At 69.0% G+C, this 18,510-nt stretch carries 21 protein-coding genes; 18 read left to right on the top strand and 3 right to left on the bottom strand.

Annotation, left to right across the window (positions count from 1 at the left end; translation table 11 throughout):
- Positions 1–62 precede the first annotated feature (62 nt).
- The gene (locus tag ACWCPI_RS30735; protein ID WP_451041215.1) at positions 63–1,304 is read right to left on the bottom strand and encodes a helix-turn-helix transcriptional regulator; all 1,242 of its coding nucleotides are present in this window, start codon (positions 1,302–1,304) and stop codon (positions 63–65) included.
- A 131-nt stretch (positions 1,305–1,435) separates the two neighbouring features.
- Between ACWCPI_RS30735 and ACWCPI_RS30730 the strand changes: the two genes are divergently transcribed.
- Positions 1,436–1,942, top strand: a complete 507-nt coding sequence (locus tag ACWCPI_RS30730; RefSeq protein WP_451041214.1) for an ATP-binding protein — start codon at positions 1,436–1,438, stop codon at positions 1,940–1,942.
- A gap of 62 nt (positions 1,943–2,004) precedes the next feature.
- Here ACWCPI_RS30730 and ACWCPI_RS30725 read toward each other — a convergent pair whose 3' ends face one another.
- Positions 2,005–2,505 (bottom strand): SAM-dependent methyltransferase, encoded by a 501-nt coding sequence (locus ACWCPI_RS30725; protein ID WP_073948162.1) that lies wholly within the window; start codon positions 2,503–2,505, stop codon positions 2,005–2,007.
- A gap of 72 nt (positions 2,506–2,577) precedes the next feature.
- Positions 2,578–3,966, bottom strand: coding sequence for a Tat pathway signal protein (locus tag ACWCPI_RS30720; protein ID WP_451041298.1), 1,389 nt, complete (start codon positions 3,964–3,966; stop codon positions 2,578–2,580).
- Between the two features lie 189 nt (positions 3,967–4,155).
- Between ACWCPI_RS30720 and ACWCPI_RS30715 the strand changes: the two genes are divergently transcribed.
- From ACWCPI_RS30715 to ACWCPI_RS30635, 17 genes are all read left to right on the top strand, one after another.
- The gene (locus ACWCPI_RS30715; RefSeq protein WP_234377044.1) at positions 4,156–4,647 is read left to right on the top strand and encodes a DUF6415 family natural product biosynthesis protein; all 492 of its coding nucleotides are present in this window, start codon (positions 4,156–4,158) and stop codon (positions 4,645–4,647) included.
- 232 nt (positions 4,648–4,879) lie between these two features.
- On the top strand, positions 4,880–6,775 hold the full coding sequence (locus ACWCPI_RS30710) for a glycoside hydrolase family 15 protein (RefSeq protein WP_451041213.1): 1,896 nt from the start codon (positions 4,880–4,882) through the stop codon (positions 6,773–6,775).
- 26 nt (positions 6,776–6,801) lie between these two features.
- Entirely contained in the window at positions 6,802–8,316 is a 1,515-nt protein-coding gene (locus tag ACWCPI_RS30705; protein ID WP_451041212.1) for an ATP-binding protein, read from the top strand.
- A 69-nt stretch (positions 8,317–8,385) separates the two neighbouring features.
- Positions 8,386–8,901 carry a roadblock/LC7 domain-containing protein gene (locus ACWCPI_RS30700; RefSeq protein ID WP_345141008.1) on the top strand — a complete coding sequence of 172 codons (516 nt, stop codon included), beginning with the start codon at positions 8,386–8,388 and terminating at the stop codon, positions 8,899–8,901.
- Positions 8,898–9,302, top strand: coding sequence for a DUF742 domain-containing protein (locus ACWCPI_RS30695; protein ID WP_451041211.1), 405 nt, complete (start codon positions 8,898–8,900; stop codon positions 9,300–9,302). Before ACWCPI_RS30700 ends, ACWCPI_RS30695 begins: the two co-directional genes overlap by 4 nt.
- Before the next feature lie 7 nt (positions 9,303–9,309).
- Positions 9,310–9,942 (top strand): GTP-binding protein, encoded by a 633-nt coding sequence (locus tag ACWCPI_RS30690; RefSeq protein WP_006143018.1) that lies wholly within the window; start codon positions 9,310–9,312, stop codon positions 9,940–9,942.
- On the top strand, positions 9,942–10,583 hold the full coding sequence (locus ACWCPI_RS30685) for a GAF domain-containing protein (RefSeq protein WP_451041210.1): 642 nt from the start codon (positions 9,942–9,944) through the stop codon (positions 10,581–10,583). Before ACWCPI_RS30690 ends, ACWCPI_RS30685 begins: the two co-directional genes overlap by 1 nt.
- An 87-nt stretch (positions 10,584–10,670) precedes the next feature.
- The gene (locus tag ACWCPI_RS30680; RefSeq protein ID WP_451041209.1) at positions 10,671–11,924 is read left to right on the top strand and encodes an acyl-CoA dehydrogenase family protein; all 1,254 of its coding nucleotides are present in this window, start codon (positions 10,671–10,673) and stop codon (positions 11,922–11,924) included.
- Positions 11,925–12,052: 128 nt separating this feature from the next.
- The gene (locus tag ACWCPI_RS30675; RefSeq protein WP_451041208.1) at positions 12,053–12,544 is read left to right on the top strand and encodes a LuxR C-terminal-related transcriptional regulator; all 492 of its coding nucleotides are present in this window, start codon (positions 12,053–12,055) and stop codon (positions 12,542–12,544) included.
- A gap of 74 nt (positions 12,545–12,618) precedes the next feature.
- A complete protein-coding gene (locus ACWCPI_RS30670) occupies positions 12,619–13,191 on the top strand; it encodes a carbohydrate kinase family protein (protein ID WP_073948156.1) in 573 nt (190 codons plus the stop codon).
- Positions 13,188–13,763: a DUF6624 domain-containing protein gene (locus ACWCPI_RS30665; RefSeq protein WP_451041207.1), complete on the top strand. Its 576-nt coding sequence runs from the start codon at positions 13,188–13,190 to the stop codon at positions 13,761–13,763. The genes ACWCPI_RS30670 and ACWCPI_RS30665 overlap by 4 nt, the downstream gene beginning before the upstream one ends.
- Before the next feature lie 309 nt (positions 13,764–14,072).
- The gene (locus ACWCPI_RS30660) at positions 14,073–14,483 is read left to right on the top strand and encodes a 6-pyruvoyl trahydropterin synthase family protein (RefSeq protein ID WP_176119290.1); all 411 of its coding nucleotides are present in this window, start codon (positions 14,073–14,075) and stop codon (positions 14,481–14,483) included.
- A complete protein-coding gene (locus tag ACWCPI_RS30655) occupies positions 14,480–15,223 on the top strand; it encodes a 7-carboxy-7-deazaguanine synthase QueE (protein WP_367547398.1) in 744 nt (247 codons plus the stop codon). Before ACWCPI_RS30660 ends, ACWCPI_RS30655 begins: the two co-directional genes overlap by 4 nt.
- Positions 15,224–15,279: 56 nt before the next feature.
- Positions 15,280–15,909: a GTP cyclohydrolase I gene (gene folE, locus ACWCPI_RS30650; RefSeq protein ID WP_367547400.1), complete on the top strand. Its 630-nt coding sequence runs from the start codon at positions 15,280–15,282 to the stop codon at positions 15,907–15,909.
- Complete coding sequence (locus ACWCPI_RS30645; protein WP_176119287.1) at positions 15,906–16,733, top strand: hypothetical protein; 828 nt, start codon at positions 15,906–15,908, stop codon at positions 16,731–16,733. The genes folE and ACWCPI_RS30645 overlap by 4 nt, the downstream gene beginning before the upstream one ends.
- Positions 16,730–17,809: a hypothetical protein gene (locus tag ACWCPI_RS30640; protein WP_450214496.1), complete on the top strand. Its 1,080-nt coding sequence runs from the start codon at positions 16,730–16,732 to the stop codon at positions 17,807–17,809. Before ACWCPI_RS30645 ends, ACWCPI_RS30640 begins: the two co-directional genes overlap by 4 nt.
- Positions 17,806–18,498: a dTMP kinase gene (locus ACWCPI_RS30635; RefSeq protein WP_451041206.1), complete on the top strand. Its 693-nt coding sequence runs from the start codon at positions 17,806–17,808 to the stop codon at positions 18,496–18,498. The genes ACWCPI_RS30640 and ACWCPI_RS30635 overlap by 4 nt, the downstream gene beginning before the upstream one ends.
- The last annotated feature ends 12 nt before the right edge of the window (positions 18,499–18,510 follow it).

The following is an 18,510-nucleotide window of genomic DNA, read 5'->3' as shown; positions in this document are numbered from 1 at the left end:
GCCGGGCCGCCCGTACGACGGCGCTCGCGTCCTGGGCTTACCCGCCTACTGCGTGTGGGGTCTCAGGATGCGAACTTCCGTAGATGGCGGCCGAGTTCCTGCTCACTGTCAGGGAGCGACGAGGCGATAGTCGATGCGCGCTCCTTGCCCATCGTGTTGGGCTTGGCCTCTGCAGCTGCGACGAACTGATGTGACACGTACACCCCTTGATCGACGTCACCCCCACGCAGTAGGGCCGAAGCGAGATCACCGAGGACCACGACGCCCCCGTCCGGTAGACCGTCTCCGAGGCGGTCGACCGCGGTATCAGCTGTGGACGTGAGCTCGGGACGCCTCAGCTGGCCGTACACGGACAGGGCCAACGAGTCCATGCGGTATGGGGTCACGAACCTGACCCATGCCTGCTCGCTGGCGTGGTCCGCGAAATCGTAAGCGAAGCGCGCTCGGTCTAACGCCCGGAGCGCCCCCACCTCGTCGCCGGCCGCCGCAGCTTCTTCCGCATGCCTACCGAGAACCCAAGCGGCAGCAGTAGCGTTACCGTGGCCTCGCACGTCGTTGGCGGCTTGGGAGAGGAACTCCATCTTCGCCTTTGGCGTCAAAGCGCTGTAGCTGCTGTAGGTCAGGGCCAGGGCTCGGAGTGGAGGATGCCCGGCAGCCGCCGCGCACTGCGACGTGACTTTGTAGTAGGCGTTGGCTTTGTCGTGCTCCCCCAGGTCCCAGGCCACCCAACCGGCCAGAGCGGCGGTTTCTCCGGCGGCGATGGTGAGAGCGCCTTCGTGATCGCCTGCACGAGGCAGGGCCGCAGTGATCGCGTCAAGATGCGACTCGACCGTTTTTTGTAGCCGCCGCGCGCTGAGGTTGAGTTCCTGGACGTGCAGTTCAGCGGCTCGGTCGATGAGCGCGGCGGCAGCGGGCGAATCGATCTTGGCCCCCTTACTGAGGGCGAAGGCGAGGCGCCCCCAGGGCTCGGCGGCCACGCTCACGCCGATGGTGGCGCTACCCAGGAGCGTGCGACGCTTCACGGCGTCTTGCTCCTCCCCTGCATCGGCATGCACCTTTCTTTTCCGAGCTCGGGCGGACTTGGCCTCTCGCTGTAGTTCCTCGAAGGGGACACCACACGCCGCCGCGATGTGGCCGATCGTGTGGTTGGTAGGAATGTTCTCGAAGTTCTCATAACGGCTGATCTCTCGGCGGGTCATGGTGTCCCGGCCGGAGACAGCGTTGATCGCCTCCGCCTGCTCCTCCTGAGTCCGGCCCGCCTCCTGCCGAAGCCGGAGGAGCAGGTCGGCGAACGGGTCTGGCATGAGTGTGACCTCTGTTGGTGGGCGGAATCCAATCATGGCCTCAATTCCCCCCTGCAGTTTCCCTCTTGACATATTTTTCCCCCTCTGGATTCCCCTGGTAGACGGCGTCGCCGCGCGGTGCCATAGCCCACATGACCAGGCTCCAAGAGGCGACCCCGCCCGGCGGGGGCATCCGTAGCTGTGCGGCTACAGCAGGCGCGTCATGCGTCAGGCCGGTTCAGGAAGACGAGCCCGCATGGGCGAGGGCAGAGGTACCGGCGGCATCCCATGCCTGTCAGGCGGCCCTTCTCCCCGACCTCGCGAAGGTCGGGGAGATGCGGCGCATAGCCAGGGCGTTCCTGCGGCGGTGCCGTGTTTCGGAGCCGGTGGCGGGGTTCGTCGTACTGGCCGTTTCGGAGCTGGTCACCAACGCCGTGATCCACGGTGAGGGCGAAGTCGCGCTCCGCATCACGGTGGGCGTCGACGTGGTGCGTGTCTCGGTAACCGACCACAACCCGGCGCCCGCTGTGCTCAAGGAAGCCGGACCCGACGGTGAATCGGGGCGCGGGATCCGGCTGGTCGATGCGATCTCAGACGCATGGGAGAGCAGCGGCGAGGAGACGTGGTGTGAGTTCCGAGGCGCGAGGGCTGCAGCTTGAGCCAGACCTCCAGTTGGTTGCCGACGATGCAAATGGCAAGCCGGGCAGCTCAATCGCTTCTGTCATACAGGGCGCTCCGAGGGCCGTTCGCTTGCCTTCGCCCAGTAATTCGGTTCGAGCATCTCGCCGGGCCAGGCGGGCTGACGGATCGGGCCACGAGGCCCCATCTGTTCGAAGTACGGCGCCAAGTCGATCACGGGCGTTCCGTCTACAGCGTCGAGATCGGTGACCAACAGGTCCCGCCCCTCGACCTTGAGCAGCCGCGGGTAGCTGATCGCCAGTTGATTGGGACGCCGATGGTTGCGGTGGACGAAGGTACCGGTCGACGGCCAGTCCGGATTCCCGCGGGGGCTGCGTGCGTGGAGCTGGACGTCTTCCGGTCGCGCCAGGTGGAAGAGCCAGGTCACCGTCAGGTGGGAAAACTCTTCGATTCCCTGCAGCGTCTCAAGGGGGTACGCCTCGTTGAGTCGGATGACCGACTCGACTCCGCCCTGGTAATCGTCCTGAACGCGGGTGTGGCCCCCGACCACCGTTGCGATCGATTCGACCTCGTACGTTGCCATCGGCGCTCGTTCCTCTCTAACGGGGTCGCGTGTTCAGCAGCTGCCGTCAATAGCTGCGGACCTGCCCTGTGGTCAGCCTATGGCGCGCAGCATTTCCCGCGCCCGGCGGTCCAGTTCGGCGACGTGGCGGCCACCACGTTGCCGCACAGGCGAGAGGTCGCTCTGCATGCGGACGATGACGTCGCGGGCGCGGCCGGACTGGACGCCAGCCATGGCGTCCAGTGCTTGTCCCCAGGTACCACATGCCTCATCGAGGCGTCCCTGCTGGACCTGGACAGCACCGAGGTAGCCGAGGGTCACACTGTGGGTACGGGCATACTGCTGCCGCCGGCGGGTGGCGACGCTGCGCTGGAAATGCAACTCCGCGTCGAGAGGATTTCCCAGGTCCCGCAAGGCACACGCAGTCTCGTGGGCGAGGGAGGCTTCCTGGAAGAAGCTGACGCGGTCGGGGGCACCTTCGTTATCGGCACGTGCGAGGTCCCTCTCCGCGCGACTGATGGCCGCGAGAGTGCCGCGGCGGTCGCCGCCGGCGGCCAAGGCGCGGGCATGGACTACCGCGAGCAGGGCCTTCTCCCGCGAGCTGGCCTGGCCGTAGTGGGTGCGGGACATGGAGGCATCGGCCAGGTCGAGCGCTCTGCGTGGGTGCCCGAGGTCGACTGCTTGATGGGCGAGGGCACGCAGGATGTGGCCGCCCAGCGGTCCGTCTGCGGCTTCGGCCGCAATGCGTGCGGCGAGGGTGAGGTAGCGCTGGGCGGTCCGATGCTCGGAGGCGTCGAAGGCCATCCAGCCTGCGAGGTAGGTCATCTCTGCCACGGCCGAGTACGTATCCCAGCGGTGCTGTTCCGTTCGGAACCTGCTGCCCAGGAGCGGCACCGCTTCGTCGCGAAGATGGCCGGCCAGGGCCGAGCGCCCCGAGGCTCCACCGCGCTGCTGGTCCCTCGCGGAGTAGAAGGTGGTCAGTTTGCGGACATCGTCGATGTCAGCCTGAGTCACCAGCCGGGAGGAGACAGCAGGGCGCGAGGCCGCCGCGGCCGGGGCGGCTGCCCACCATGGAGCGGCAGGCAGGACGAGGCCGGCGGCCGAGTACGCGGTGGTAGCCAACAGCTTGCGTCGGTGCATGTCCAGATCGTCGCTTCCCAGCTCGGCCAGCACGGTCAGAGGGTCGACGCTCCAGTCAGAACTACTGTCAGTGGATCCTGTCGGCCCATCTTCCAGTCCGAGGTCAGCGAGGGTGAGGCGTCGGCCGAGCCTGCGGGACAGCGTCTCACGCAGGATATGAGGCGCTCGTCCACTGGGCTTCGTGCCCTGGACCCACATGGCGATGTGGGAGCGGGAAATAGCCTCCAGTTCGCGTACACCGCTCTCCGCGGCAACGCGAGCGACCGCGGCGGCTGCTTGGGGCTGGGACCAGCCCGCTTCGCGCAGGAGCGCGGCAAGGGCGACGTTTCTCTCACGGGCCATGTACTGCCCCTCGGTTCCGAAATGATCTTTGACGCCTTTGACGGCCTTGAGGGCCGCGTAGGCATACCCCCTGACAGGAATTCGCGGTTCGCTCAACGTAGCCGCAGGATCACTCACCTTGCACGTCAGTTGCCTGCGGTGCACAGCGTTCCTCGCTCAAGTTGGCTTGATTCACCTAGGAGTTGCGTCATGCGTCCCTCGCTGGCCCTTCGCCGGGCGTGCCAACTCAGTGATCAGGGAAGGAGAAGCCACGCCCTTGGTGAGCCCATCCTGCGACGTGACCCGGCGGCCTCGGCGACGGAAACGGTGGCGCTCGTGCTGGGCGAGGACTCGCCGTTACCCGATACTGCCGCCGATGTGGAAGACCTCGCACTGCGGCTGCGAGGACACGTCAGCCAGCTCGGAGCTCTGACGCCTTCGCAAGAGCCGGCCCTGCTCCGTGCGCAGCAGCTCTGTTCGGGCGGCCTCCCCGATGGCTACATGCCCAGCAGGGTTCATCTGGTCAGGCTGGCCGAGGCGACCCAAGACCTTATCGCTGCCGTGCAGGCCCACGACGTGGCCCCTGCGAAGTCGGTCCAGAGACGGCGCTGGTGGAAGCCGCCGATCAACGTGCTGCGCGGCGCGGTCTTCGCTCTCGCCCTCGCGTGCGTGGTTCTGGCCGCGTCGGTGCCCCGGACATGACCGCCGCCGGGGCAGTTCTGATCGCGCTGATTCTCGGTCCCATGGCGTGGCTGGCTCTTCGTGCTGAGCGAGTAACCGGCCCCATTGCTCCACGGAACGTGGATCCCCGGCCGGGGCAGAACAGACCTCCCCCGGACCGGTAACCACCGTGCCTCTCTCACCGACACTTCCCGGCCGCCCCGGCGGCCCCGAAGCCACCCCCGGGTCCACGGGGACTACGGAGACCCACACGATGAAACGCCTCCCGCGCATCGAGCAGTACGGCCTGATCGGCGACATGCAGACCAGTGCCCACGTCTGCGACGACGGTTCGATCGACTGGCTGTGCCTGCCCCGGTTCGACTCGTCGGCCGTCTTCGCCGGCCTGCTCGGCACGCACAAGCACGGCACCTGGCAGATCGCCCCGGCCGCGCCTGGCCCCTCCGGGCCCGGAGCGGTCACCGAGCGCCGGTACCGCGGTGACACGCTCGTCCTCGAATCGATCTGGCGCACACCGGCCGGGTCGGTCCGCGTCCTGGACTTCATGCCGCCTCGCGACGGGGCACCGCAGGTGATCCGGATCGTCGAGGGTCTGGCCGGTGAGGTGGCAATGGTTTCGGCCATGCGTCCGCGGCCGGGATACGGCAGCGTCAGCCCGTGGATCCACGAGGCCGATGGGCGCATGGTCGCGGAGGCCGGCGCGGACGCACTGTGGCTCGACACCTGCGTCCCGCAGGCGGAGAAGGACGGGGTCGTCGTCAGTGCCTTTGCCATCCGCGCCGGGCAGAGCGTGGCGTTCGTGCTCAGCTGGTGCCCGTCCCACGCACCGGCTCCGGAGATCCCCGACCCGCACGCGGCGCTCACCGAGACGCTCGCCTTCTGGCAGGACTGGACGCAGCAGTGCACCTACGACGGCCCCTACCGTGAGGCCGTGGTCCGTTCCTTGATCGCACTGAAGGCACTGACCTACCACCCGAGCGGCGGGATCGTCGCCGCGCCGACCACCTCGCTGCCCGAGGAGATCGGCGGCCGACGCAATTGGGACTACCGCTTCACCTGGCTGCGCGACGCCGCTACGACCCTGGCCGCGTTACTGGAGACCGGCTACCGGCAGGAGGCGCAGGCATGGCGGCGCTGGCTTCTGCGTTCCGTGGCCGGCGACCCAGAGAACCTGCAGATCATGTACGCGATCACCGGAGAGCGTGATCTTCGGGAACGGGACTTGCCCTGGCTGCCCGGGTATGAGGGCTCGACGCCGGTGCGGGTCGGGAACGGGGCGGCGGACCAGCTCCAGCTCGACGTGTACGGCGAGGTGATCGAGACCCTGTACCTCGCGCACGAGAGCGGTGTGGCCCACTGTGCCGACACCGCGGTCCTGCACCAGCGGCTCGTCGAGCACCTGGCACAGCGCTGGCGGGAGCCCGACGAGGGGATCTGGGAGATCCGCGGGGCACGCCAGCACTTCGTCCACTCCAAGGTGATGGCCTGGGTGGCGATCGACCGCACCATCCGCCTGGCCGAAGCCGGCGCGCTCGACATCGACCTGGCCCGCCTGACCGAGCTGCGGGCAACCATCCACCACGAGGTCTGCACCAGGGGCTTCGATCCGGTGCGCAACACCTTTACCCAGTCCTACGGTTCCAAGGAACTCGACGCCGCCACGCTGCTGATCCCCCGCGTCGGCTTCCTACCGTCGAACGACCCGCGCGTCATCGGCACCGTGGACGCAGTACGCCGTGAACTCTCCACGTCTGACGGGCTCGTGCGCCGTTACCCGACCATCGGCGACCACACCGGGGTGGACGGCCTGAGCGGAGACGAGGGCGCATTCGTCCTCTGCTCCTTCTGGCTCGTAGACGCCCTGGCCCTGACCGGCCGCCTCGACGAGGCCCACGCCCTGTTCGAACGCCTCCTCGCACTGCGCAACGACCTCGGCCTCCTGGCCGAGGAGTACGACCCCGTCCAGCAGCGCCAGCTCGGCAACTTCCCGCAGGCATTCAGCCACATGGGCCTGATCCAGAGCGCCCGGCTGCTTCAACTCCTGGCGACGCAGTCCTCCCACCGCGGTGCGGTCGCGCTTCCGTCACCCCGCTCGACCCCACGCAGCACACACAAGACCTGCGCAGACCTGACGCCGCAGCACGCCTAGCCACCCCCACCCTGACGAGGATTCCCATGCCTGACAGCGCCTTTTCGGCACGGCCGGCCGCCACCGGCCACCGCCGACGGCGGCCTCCGATCAACGCGTTCACCCTGCACCGTGTCTACCGCGCCGTCGCACTGCCCCTAGTGCTCCTTGCCGCCCTGCTGGGTACCGCCTTCACCCTCTGGTCGGTGTCCGCGGTGGGACCCGGCTGGCTCCTGGTCGGCCTGATCTGCGGACTCGCGGGCGTCGCCACGATGGCGGATCGCGGAGCGCGAACGGCCGCAGGAGCCATACAGACAGCGGCGGAGGAGGCCCAGGCAACGGCACTGGCAGCGATCGCAGGGGCAGCGGCGGCCATCGAGAAGTCGGTGCAGTGGTCGGCGGACGAGCTGTGCCGCGGGGGACGCCCGCCGCTAGCGGACCTGCAGGCGCCAACTGGCAGCCCTGACGCCGAGATTGCCAAGGCGCTGAGTGCTCTCCAAGTGCGGGCCGTCGCGTCGCTGATACGGGTGCACGACGAGTCCCAGTCCGTCGTCCTCCTGGAAGTGCTGCGCCGCCTGGCCATGCGCGAGCACGCCTTGGTCGGCAAGGCGCTTGAAGCACTGAGCCAGCTGGAGATGCTGACCGACGATCCGGAGCTGCTCGCCAAGATCTTCGAGATCGATCACCTCGTGACGCGGATGCGTCGCCAGGTCGAGAGCATTGCGGTGCTGGGCGGGCAGTCCCTGCGCAGCGTGCGTCGGCCCGTTCCCGTCAAGAGCGTGCTGCGCGGCGCAGTCTCCGAGGTCGTGCAGTATCCGCGGGTGGCGGTTGCGGCCGGGTCCGTGGGCGCGGAGCTGGGCCTTCCCGGCCATGTGGGTCCGGACCTGACGCACCTGCTGGCTGAGCTGATCGAGAACGCCTGTGAGTGTTCCGATCCGGCGACGAAGGTGATGGTGCGTGCGCAGCGGGTGGCGAACGGGCTGGCGGTCGAGGTCGAGGACCGGGCCATCCCCATGCATCCGCAGACCCGGGCGCAGATGAACCACCTGCTCCAGGCCCCCGACGAAGTCGACGTCAGCGGCCAGGTGCGAGCGGGGCAGCTCGGCTTGCTGGTCGCCGCGAAGATCGCCCAGTCGCACGGGCTGTCCGTTCTCCTGCAGGAGAACGTGACGGGAGGCACCACCGCCCTGGTGGTCATCCCGGCACGGCTCCTAGTAGCGATTCCCTCCGTCGACGATGCGAGCGCGCTGCCCCAGGACGCCCGCCCCTTGGCGCCGCAACCGCAGCAGGTTGCCGCGACTCCAGCCACCCCGAGACCGGGGCAGGTCCCACGCCCCGGTACCGCAGGGGCGTCGGAAGCCGCACAGGCAGGTCACTCTGCTGATGCGCCCGCCCTTCCCACGCGTAGACGCCAGGCCGGCACGTTCCGTCCGCCACACGGGCGGGAGCAAGCCTCCGTGACCGCGGCGACGCCAGGGCTCGCAGCCGCCTTCCGCACCGGCATCCAGGCCGGCGGGCAAGCCGGTTCTCCCACCGCTTCGACAGAGCACCCCAGTCCCTGAACCTCGTCCCTCCACGTTCCCGGTGGCCGTTACATCCGCTGGCCCTTCCCCCTTTCTGGAGCGATCCCTATGAGCACCCACCCCGCGATGAACAACGTGACCGGCGACGCACCCGCAACCGAGACAACGGCAAGCGGACAGCGGGACAACATGGCGTGGCTGCTGCGGCAGTTCGCCTCCGACACGACGGGCGTCACGCACGCCGTCCTGCTCTCGCGGGACGGACTGCGGCTGCTGGACAGCGACGTCGACAAGGACTGGGCGGACGAACTGTCGGCCGCCATCAGCGGAGTGGCCTCACTCGCGGCGAACATCACCGGTCCCACCCACAAGAAGAGGCCGGCGAGGCAGGTCGTCATTGAGCGAGACGACTGTCTGATCTTCGTCCAGAGCTCCGGTCGCAGCGCGGCCTTCGAGGGCCATCCCGGCAACGAACGGGGCGTGGTGGACACGGTCCTCGCGGTGATCGCGACCATGGACGCCGATGCCGGCACCGTTGGGTTCGAGATGGGGCGCCTGGTGCAGAAGTTCGCCCCCTACATGCAGATCCCCGTCCGCATCGGCACGGGTGATGAGGTCCGGTGACCGCACACGGCAGCGCGGCCGAGGATTCGACGTTCGTGCGGACCTACACCCTGACGCGCGGTCGCACCCGGCCACGGCATCTGCTCGGCCTGGACACGGTGCTGGATGCCGGACCCGGGCGGCCCGGCCCGGGCCAGGCCGAGGAATGCGCAGAGATCCTCGGCCTGTGCCGGGAGCACCGGCGTTCGGTGACCGAGCTGGCGGGCCGACTCGGCCGTCCCGTAACCGTCGTCAAGATCCTCATCTCCGACCTCCTGGACGCCGACGCCCTGGTCGTCCCCGTCACCGCCTATGCCGCGTCCGACGCGCATGCACGTCCCTCTGCACAACTGCTGGCGGCCCTGTCTGCGGGCCTGAAGAGGAAGTGGCCCGATGCCATCGCCTACCCCCAGGCCGGGTGACCCGGCCGTGGTGCTGCGGCCGTCGTCGCGCCCGCGTGCCGGTGCACCGACCGTGCTGAAGGTCGTGATCGCCGGCGGTTTCGGCGCGGGCAAGACCACCGCCGTGGGTGCCGTCAGTGAGATCACGCCGCTGAGCACGGAGGAGTACCTGACCGAAGCGAGCGCGGACGTGGACAGCCTGGCGGGCGTCGAGGCCAAGCAGACCACCACGGTCGCCTTCGACTTCGGTCGCCTCAACCTGCCCGACGCGCCCGTGCCCCTGGAATTGTTCCTGTTCGGCACGCCCGGCCAGGACCGGTTCGTCGACCTCTGGTACGACCTTTGTCGCGGAGCCGTCGGCGCGGTCGTCCTGGTCGACACCCGCCGCCTGGAAAGCAGCTTCACCCCCGTCGGTTTCTTCGAGGACATCGGCCTGCCCTTCGTCGTCGCGGTGAACCAGTTCGACGGAGCACATCGCTACCACCCCGAAGAGGTCCGCACCGCCCTCGAACTGCCCGCCTCTGTGCCGGTGATCACCTGCGACGCTCGCGATCCGAACCACGTCGCTGGCGTCCTGCTGACCCTCGTTGGCCACGCCTTGAAGAGCGCATCGGCAAGCCCCGCTCGCCCCGCATCCACTACCACCTTTCAGGACGCCTGATGTCGTATCAGCCCAACGATCCCTACCGCGCGCGGCAGATCGCCCCCCTCCCGCAGTCGCTGCCGCGACGCACCATGCGGGACGTCACCCATGGGCCATCCCTCCCCGCCAGCGCCGCCGTCCCCGTCCCGCAGGCCCAGCAGGCGACCGAGCTGGCGCAGCGATATGAGCTGCTGGATCGCCTAGGCGTGCCCACCGCTGCCAGCGAGGACTTCGACGAACTGGCCCGCGACATGGCCACACGAGCCGGGTTCCTGTACGGCTTCGTCAACCTCTTCCTGGAGGAGCAGACCTTCGTCGGGCTGCACCAGCCGCCCGCGGACAGCGGGTACGTCATCGTCGGCCGCACCATGAGCCGCGACCACGGCTGGTGCCCGGAGGTCATAGCCCGCAAGAAGGCGCTTCCGCTGCACGACGTGCACGCCAGCCCGCGCTTCAGCGGCAACCCCGTGGTCGACGCAGTCGGGATCCGCTCCTACTTCGGTGCCCCGCTCATCCACGACAGCGGCACCGTGCTGGGCACGGTGTGCGTCATCGACCCCGAGAAGCGGCCCCTGAGCGAGGCCCGACGGCTGAGAGACGTCGTCATCAACGCCGGCGTCCGGGTGATGGACCACATCGCCCGCGCGCCCGTCCGCTAGTCCGTTCCACGACCCCCCGCCCGGGAGCCGCAGGCGATCCCCGGCCGCTCCACCGTGCGACCTTCATCCAGGGAGAGGGAGACGACCATGCCCGCCACACCCACCACGCCGCCGCCGACGCTGCGCCCCTATCTCACCGCCCGCCACGAACTGCTGTGGGACGCGGCGGACGCCTTCGCGGCCGAGCACATCGCGCCGCGCGCCGCACGCATGGAGGCCGCCCCCGGCAGGGTGGAGCGCAAGGTCGCCGACCTGATGGCCGCACGACGCTGGTTCGCCGTCACCGTCCCGTCCTCCTTCGGCGGGCTGGGCGCCGGACACGTGGCCAAGACCATCCTCGTCCACCGCATTGCCCGCGTCTCGGCGGCTGCGGCGGCCATCCTCCAGGCCACGCTGATCCCCGTCGGCGCCCTGCTGCACTTCGCCACCTACGAGCAGAAGGGCCGCTGGCTGCCCCGCGTAGCGGACGGTTCACTGCTCTTGTCGATCGCCGTGACCGAACCGCGAGTCGGCGGGCGCATCGGCGGCATCGAGACCATCGCCGAGCACGTCGGCAACCAATGGGTGATCACCGGCAGCAAGATCCACATCGGGAATAGCCACCTCGCGGGAGCCCACCTCGTGGTCGCCCGGACCGCCAAGGCAGGCGTGAGCACCTCCCAGGCGCTGACCGCGTTCATGGTCGAATCCAAGCGCCGAGGACTATCAGTCGCCGACCACCGTCCCGGCCTCGGCCTGCACGGCTTCTCCGCCGGCCGCCTCGACCTCGATCACGTCCGCGTCCCCGAGGAAAACGTGGTCGGAGAGATCGGTCAGGGGCTGGGCGTAGCGCAGAGCAGCAGCATCCTGTACGGCCGTCCCAACCTGGCCGCAGTCAGCCTGGGAATACACGAGGCAGTCGTGGCCGCCTCGACCGCTTACCTCAAGGCGCGCTCCCGCTACCGGGGCGCCCTCTCCGATCTGCCGGTTCTGCGGGACCGCATCGGTGACATGGAGGCCCGCCTGCGCGCCGGGCGAATCCTGGCCTATCAGTCCGTGCACCTCCTCGACCAGGGCCTGCCCTGCGACACCGACCTGATCAACGCCAAGTACCTCGGCCACCAGTGGGCGATGCAGTCAACCCAGGACGCCATGGAGCTGCACGGCGCCCACGCCCTCAACGGCGACTACATCCTCCAGCGCCTGTGGCGCGACATCCAGTTCACCTACCCACCGGCCGGAACCGGCGAAGTCCAGCGCATACGCCTCGCCGACGCCGCCTTCGACGAGGCCCACATCCAGTGGTCAGAACGTCTCGCCGCCGAAGCGGCGTGGGTCCGCCCCGACCCGACAGCCGCATGAGCCCCCGTGTGCGGCGCCCCGTGAATCCAGACCGCCGCGCACGGGCCCGTGTCGCCGGCCCCCGTCCCCCGCGGGGTCCGGCGACACCCCACCCGACATCCCTCAACCCAGCCGCGAAAGAGACACCCGTGACCCCCCGCATGACGACCAGCGCACCGATCACCCCCCTGACCCCGACCCAGCAGCGCGTCGCCCAGCACCTCGTGGACGGCCTCGGCCCTCAAGAGATCGCCACGAGGACCGGGCTGTCGGTCACGACCGTCCGCCAGTACGTACGCGACATCCGGGAGAGCCTCCACTGCCCGCCCCGCTGCAAGCCCCCGGTGATCGTGCACTTCCTGTGCAACGCCCGGCAGGTCGCTCCGCCCACAACGGACAGGCCAATGCCGGAACTCAGTCCAGAGCAGCAACTGTTGCTGCGGGCGGTCGCTGAGCACAGCAATCCCAGCGACATTGCTGCCGTAGCCAAGATCGCGCCCGCCGACGTGCGAGCCGCACATGACGAACTGCTCGACAAGACCGGGGCGGCCAACACCACCCAACTTGTCGTCTGGGCCCACGCGTGGGGCCTGCTGGGCGCCAGGCGGGCCACCACGATGGAGAGCGGAGCGAGCCAGTGAATGCCCCACCCGCTTCCGCGGCCATCGAGTCCTCCCCCGCGCCTCGACGCCAGTGCGCGACAGGGTTACCGGCCGTGTACGAGATGCGGTCGTTGCGCACCGACGCCGAACGGGACGAGGCCGCGGCCCTCGTCCAGGACCGTCAGCGCTGGCTCGCCATGCGCGGCGTGCCTACACCCGCCCGGTCCGATATCCCGGCCCTGTTCCGCGCCCCGCAGGTGAAGCCAGCTGGACTGTTCGAGGACGGGCTGCTGCTGGCCTGCATGATCCCGCAACGCGGGCCCGACCTCGGATGGGGCGAAGGCCCGTGCCTCTTCCTGGACTGCGTCCACACCCTGCCCGGTCACTCCGATGACACTGTCCGGCTGATCACTCTGTGGGCCTCCGACTTCGCCGCCCGGCTCGAGGTACCGCTTGTGCGGGCCGAGGCCATGGCCCGCCATCCTCTCGACGTCGATCCGATCGCCACATTCCTTCGTCGGCTCACCGACATGGGCTGGGACGTCCGTGGATCGGGCACCGGACAGCACCATGAGCGAGTCGCGCGCCTCGAACTCACCGCCGAACTTCGGCCTGGGCTGAGCGCGCTCATCGGCTGCCAGGTCCACGAGCCGCAGTCCGCCGCCGACCAGCGGAGTATCGCGTGAGGACCGCGGAACCGCTGCGGCCGGACCTCGCCCGCGAACTCATCGCCCGCGCCGCACAGTCGGCAGCACGCCGGGCCAGACGCGTACGCAACCAGCTCGACGCCGTCCACCTCGGCCAGGACCGTCACGCTGAGCACGCCGACACCAAAGTGCTGCGCCGCATCCTGGCCGAACATGACTGGCCCGGCCACCGTCTCGTGGGCCCCGACGCAGCACGTGCCGCCTGGAGCATCGCTCTTCACGCCGACGACGAACCCGACTTCCAGCGGGCGGCCACCACCCTTTTGAAACGTGCGGTCCAGGACGGCGATGCGCGCATCCAGCACTGGGCCCACCTTCACGACCGCGCCCTGGTCAACAGCGGGCGACCCCAAGAGTTCGGGACGCAACTCGTCCTCAGCGCAGCAGGAGTGGAGCTATGCCCACTGCGTGCGCCGCAGTTGCTGGACCAGCGAAGGGCTGCCGTCGGACTGCCGCCGATCGCCGTCGCTTTGGACACTGTGCGCCGCCGGTACGGCCTGGATCACATTGACGGCGGCTCACCGAGCGTCGTGCTCGCGGGGGTCGCATGACGCAGCGAGCCCCGCAGGCTTCCAGAGACCCGCCCCTCGCCCCAGACCACTTTGCGTGGAAGGACCGCTAAAGCATGAAGCTCACCACCGCCGTCCTCGCTGCCGGCGCCGGTTCCCTCGCCACCGGCGTGGTCGGAGCCGCCCACGCCGCGCTCAGGAGGCCGAGGGCGACGAGCGCGCCGAGCACTTCACCAAGGTGCTGGACAAGGCCGCGAAGAACCACCTGGGGGCACAGCCCGTAGCCGCCTGAAGAGGCGGCTGCCCCACCCTGCCCGAATCAGCCACACCCTCACCTCTCGGAGAAATCGAATGGGCTTCACTGCTGTTCCACTACCGCCCGGCAATTTCACCATCGGTAAGAAGTTCGCCTTCGAGGCTGGCCATCGGCTTCCCCGGCTGCCGCATGGGCACAAGTGCTCCCGCCAGCACGGGCACAGCTACGAGGTTGAGGTCATCCTCACTGCATCCGCGCTGGAGGATCCCGGCTTTGTCACGGACTTCGGTGCGCTCGCCCCGTTCAAATCGTTCCTGGACACCGAGCTCGACCACCACAACCTGCACGAGATTTTGCCCTTCGAGCCCACCTCGGAGCGCCTGGCCCAGTTCCTGGCCGGCTGGTTCGTTCAGAACCTCCAATCGGAGATCCCCGGCCGCCTTGTCGCCGTCCTAGTCCGCGAGACCGCAAGCAGCTGGGCCCGCTTCGATGTGGTGGGCCAATGACCACAACCAAGCCGCTCAACCTCGAACCGGAAGCTGCCGAAGGCGAATCCCTGATCGTCGCGGAGTGCTTCGGTACCGAGGTGCCGACGTTTCAGGGCGAGGGCCCAAGCTGCGGACACCCAGCCCTGTTCATCCGCCTGTCCCGGTGCAACCTCACTTGCACGAGATGCGACACGAAGTACACCTGGGACTGGTCTCGGTTCGACCCGCACGAGGAGTCGACGAGGCAATCCGTCGCGGGCCTGGTGGCCTGGGCCACGTCTTCACCGGTCGAGCTGGTCGTGATCACCGGCGGCGAGCCGTTGATCCAGCAGGCGCGACTGGTGCCTCTCGTCCGGGGACTGATAGCAGCCGGCAAGCGGATCGAGTTCGAGACGAACGGCACCATCGCGCCCACACCCGAGCTGGTGGCCGACGGGGTCCGGTTCAACGTCTCGCCCAAACTTGCCAGCTTCGGCGTGAAGGAGACCAAGAGCATCGTGCCAGCCGCGCTGGAGGCGTTTGTGGCCTCCGGGCGGGCGGCGTTCAAGTTCGTCGCTTCCACGGTGGACGACCTCGACCGGATCGCCGAGCTGGCCAACGCCCACCGGCTCGCGCCGGTGTGGGTGATGCCGGAGGGCACCACCCCCGAGGTGATCACCGCGACTACCCGGGCCCTGGCGGACGGGGTCGCGACCCGGCACTGGCACTTCACCACCCGCCTTCACGTGTTGGCCTTCGCGGACGCCCGAGGCCGCTGACCGCACGCGACTCCACGCCCCATCCGTTCCCCAGTTCCCGGAAACGAGAGACGCCCATGACGACCTCTATCGCCAGCCCTGCGGCGGCGCCGACGGCTGCCGTCGCCGGGCCCACTGCGGTCATCGACACCGGCCGGGTCGCCGGCCTGATCCACCAGCTCTTGGTCGAGCTGGGCGAGGACCCCGCCCGCGAGGGGCTGACCGGCACCCCGGACCGCGTCGCGGCCTGGTGGAGAGCCTTCCTGTCCCCGGACGGCGCCGAAACGGCCACCTGCTTCACCGAGTCCCAGCTGGGTGGTCAGCTGGTCATCGTGGGCGGCATGAGCGTGTGGTCGCTCTGCGAGCACCACATGCTGCCCATGAACTTGCAGGTCACGGCTGGATACGTGCCGGATGGCGAGGTGGTGGGCCTGTCGAAGTTCGGGCGGATCGCCCAGCACTTCGCCGGCCGACTGCAGGTCCAGGAACGCTTCACCCGCCAGGTCGCCGAATACCTCAACGGCGTGATCGGACACGAGAACATCGCCGTCGCCGTGCGCGGCGTGCACCTGTGCATGAGCATGCGGGGCGTACGGATGGAGGAGGCTCGCACCACCACGGTGCACTCGGGCGGGCGCTTCGGCACCGACCCCGTCCTTTCCCAGCAGTTCCTCACCCTCACCACCGGCCTGTGGGGGGCGTCGTGATTCCCACCGCGGGCATCGACTTCTCCGTCATCGCTCCGCCTGCCTACCTGAAGAACTTCGTCGCCCAGGAGCCGGCCCGCGTCCACCACGTGGCCGCCCAGCACGTGCTGTCCGACGAAAGCTACCGGGCCTTCTTCGCTCACGAGGCCGAGCGCGGCGCCGAGATCATCATCGACAACGGGCTCTTCGACCTCGGCTACGCCCTGCCGGCGGAAAGCCTCGTCGAAGCCGCGCTGGCGGTGTCCGCGAGGGAGATCATCCTGCCGGACGTCATGCGGGACGGGACCGCGACCTTGAAGGCGAGCGAGAAGGCCGCGCGAGAGATCCGGAAGCTCTCCGGCGACGCATTCCGGCTGTGCGCGGTCCTGCACGCCGCGGACGACGACGAGTGGCTGCGCACCTACGACGCCTTCGTGACCAGCGGCTGGGCCGGGGCCATCGCCCTGCCGGCCTCGCGTCGACCGGATCCCGACGAGCAACTGTGCCGCACCCGCTGGTTGGCGACCGCCTACCTGCAGGATCGCGGCCTGGTCGACGATCTGCTCATCTACCGGCTGCTCGGTCTGGGCCGGACCGGGCACCTGGAGCTGATCGAGCAGCGCGAGCACGAGTGGATCTCCTCCGTGGACGGCGCAGCCCCGGTCATCCTCGGCGCGATGGGCGTCGCCCTGCTGCCCGAAGGGCCGTACGAGAAGCCCTCCACGCCCCGCATCGAGAAGCTCGGCCCGATCCCCGAAGACCGGTTCGACCTCATCCGGAAGAACATCTCCGTCGTTCGCGCGGCGGCCGGCAGCACCGTGACGATCGCCGAGGAGCACCGATGACGCCCTTACTCGCCGACCCGACCCCCGGACTCCTGCGCGCCGCCCCGATCGAGCCGGCCGGGCACACTATGACCCACGCGAGGCTGCTGCGCTACCTGGAGATCAAGGTCCACCACCTCATCCAGGACCAGGACTGGGACAGCATCCGCGTCATCGGCGGCTACGACCGCACGGCGGTGATCTCCCGGTACGAGAAGACCGGGAAGCTGTTCAACATCGAACGGCCCACCGCAGAGATCCACGGCCGTGACCTCATCGTCAAGGCGTTCCCCGGAGCCGACTACGTCCAGCACTACACCCTGATCATCGCCACGTACCTGGCCATGACCGGCCGCCCCGCCGATACCGTCACCTATCAGCCGCCCGAGCAGGAGGAGTGCCGAACGGCGCTCGACGCGCTCGACCTGGAACTGGACGGCGACCTGGTGATCGTCGGCTGGGGCCTTCAGTACCTCGCTCCCGAGAACGGAGTGTGGACCCGCGGACCCGGCTACGCCTGGCAGCGCCTCGACGTCGCCGGCCGTCGCGTGGTCTACCTCGGGTTCCTCCACAGCATCTGGGGAGACGTGGCCGGACGGGTCGTCACGCGCCTTGCCGAACTCGGCGCAGGCGACGTCGTCTACGTCGGCAAGGTCGGCTCACTGACCCCCGGCGTCGAACCGAACGCCTGGCTGGCGACCGGCAACACCAGCCTGGTACGCGGGGCGATGGTGAGCTGGGACGACTTCTTCGGCGACTACGCCGCCGCCCACGATGGGGTGCGCAGCGGCCTGCACGTGTCCTCCCCGTCGATCCTGCTGGAGAACCGCGACTGGCTGGCCCAGCACACCGCCTCGTACGCCTTCGTCGACCCGGAGATCGGCCCCATGGGGGCGGCGGCGCGCCAGGCGGGGATCAGATTCGGTTACCTCCACGTCATTTCCAACAACCTCGCCACGCACTATCCCGCCGACCTGTCCAATGAGCGTCACAGCGACGTCCTGCGCCAGCGCGCCGTCCTGGTGGACCGCATCCGCACCATCATCACCGGCCGCCTGACCGCCAGCCCGACCCACCCCCTGGGAGAATCCCAATGACGGCGAACGCGCCGACCACCACCGCAGCCGGGAAGCTGATCACCTTCGTCGGTGGTGACGGGGCCGGCAAGTCCACCCTCGCCGCCCGCCTGCACCAGGCCCTCAACGACGCCGGCCACACGGCAGTCCTCATCGGCAAGCACAGCACCGACGTCCGCCGGGACCCGGAGCTGTCCGCCTACCTCGACCGCCTCAACGAGCTGGTCTACCGGCGCGACGCCGGCGTCGCCCAGGCATGCGGCGACCACTACTGGCTGCTTGCCCTGGCCTCCTGGTACACCCTGCAGGACCGGCTAGTCATCCAGCCGGCCCTCGCCGCGGGAACCCACGTGATCCTCGACAACGCGCACCACAAGATCCTCGCTCGGTACGCGGTCAACCCCGAGGTCTCCTCCCGCCTGTGCGAGCAGGTCTTCGCGCATCTCACAAAGCCGGACCTGGTGTTCTTCCTGAACATCGGTGCCCGCGAGGCTCTCGTCCGCAAAGGCTCGTTCACTTCCCTGGAGGCCGGCCACGCCGGCGGCGGTGACGAGGACTTCATCCGCTACCAGGACACCGTCCTGGACCAGATGCGCGAACAGGCGGAGCGCGGCGCCTGGCTGACGCTGGACGTCGCCCAGTTGGACCGCGACCAGGTCTTCAAGGCCGCCGCCGCTGCCCTGGCCGACCGTCTGCGCCTGACCGTCTAAACCGGCCCTCCC

This window comes from Streptomyces sp. NPDC001920, from assembly GCF_053594495.1.
Note: the sequence above shows the minus strand (reverse complement) of the source record. Positions and strands in the feature narration are given on the sequence as shown.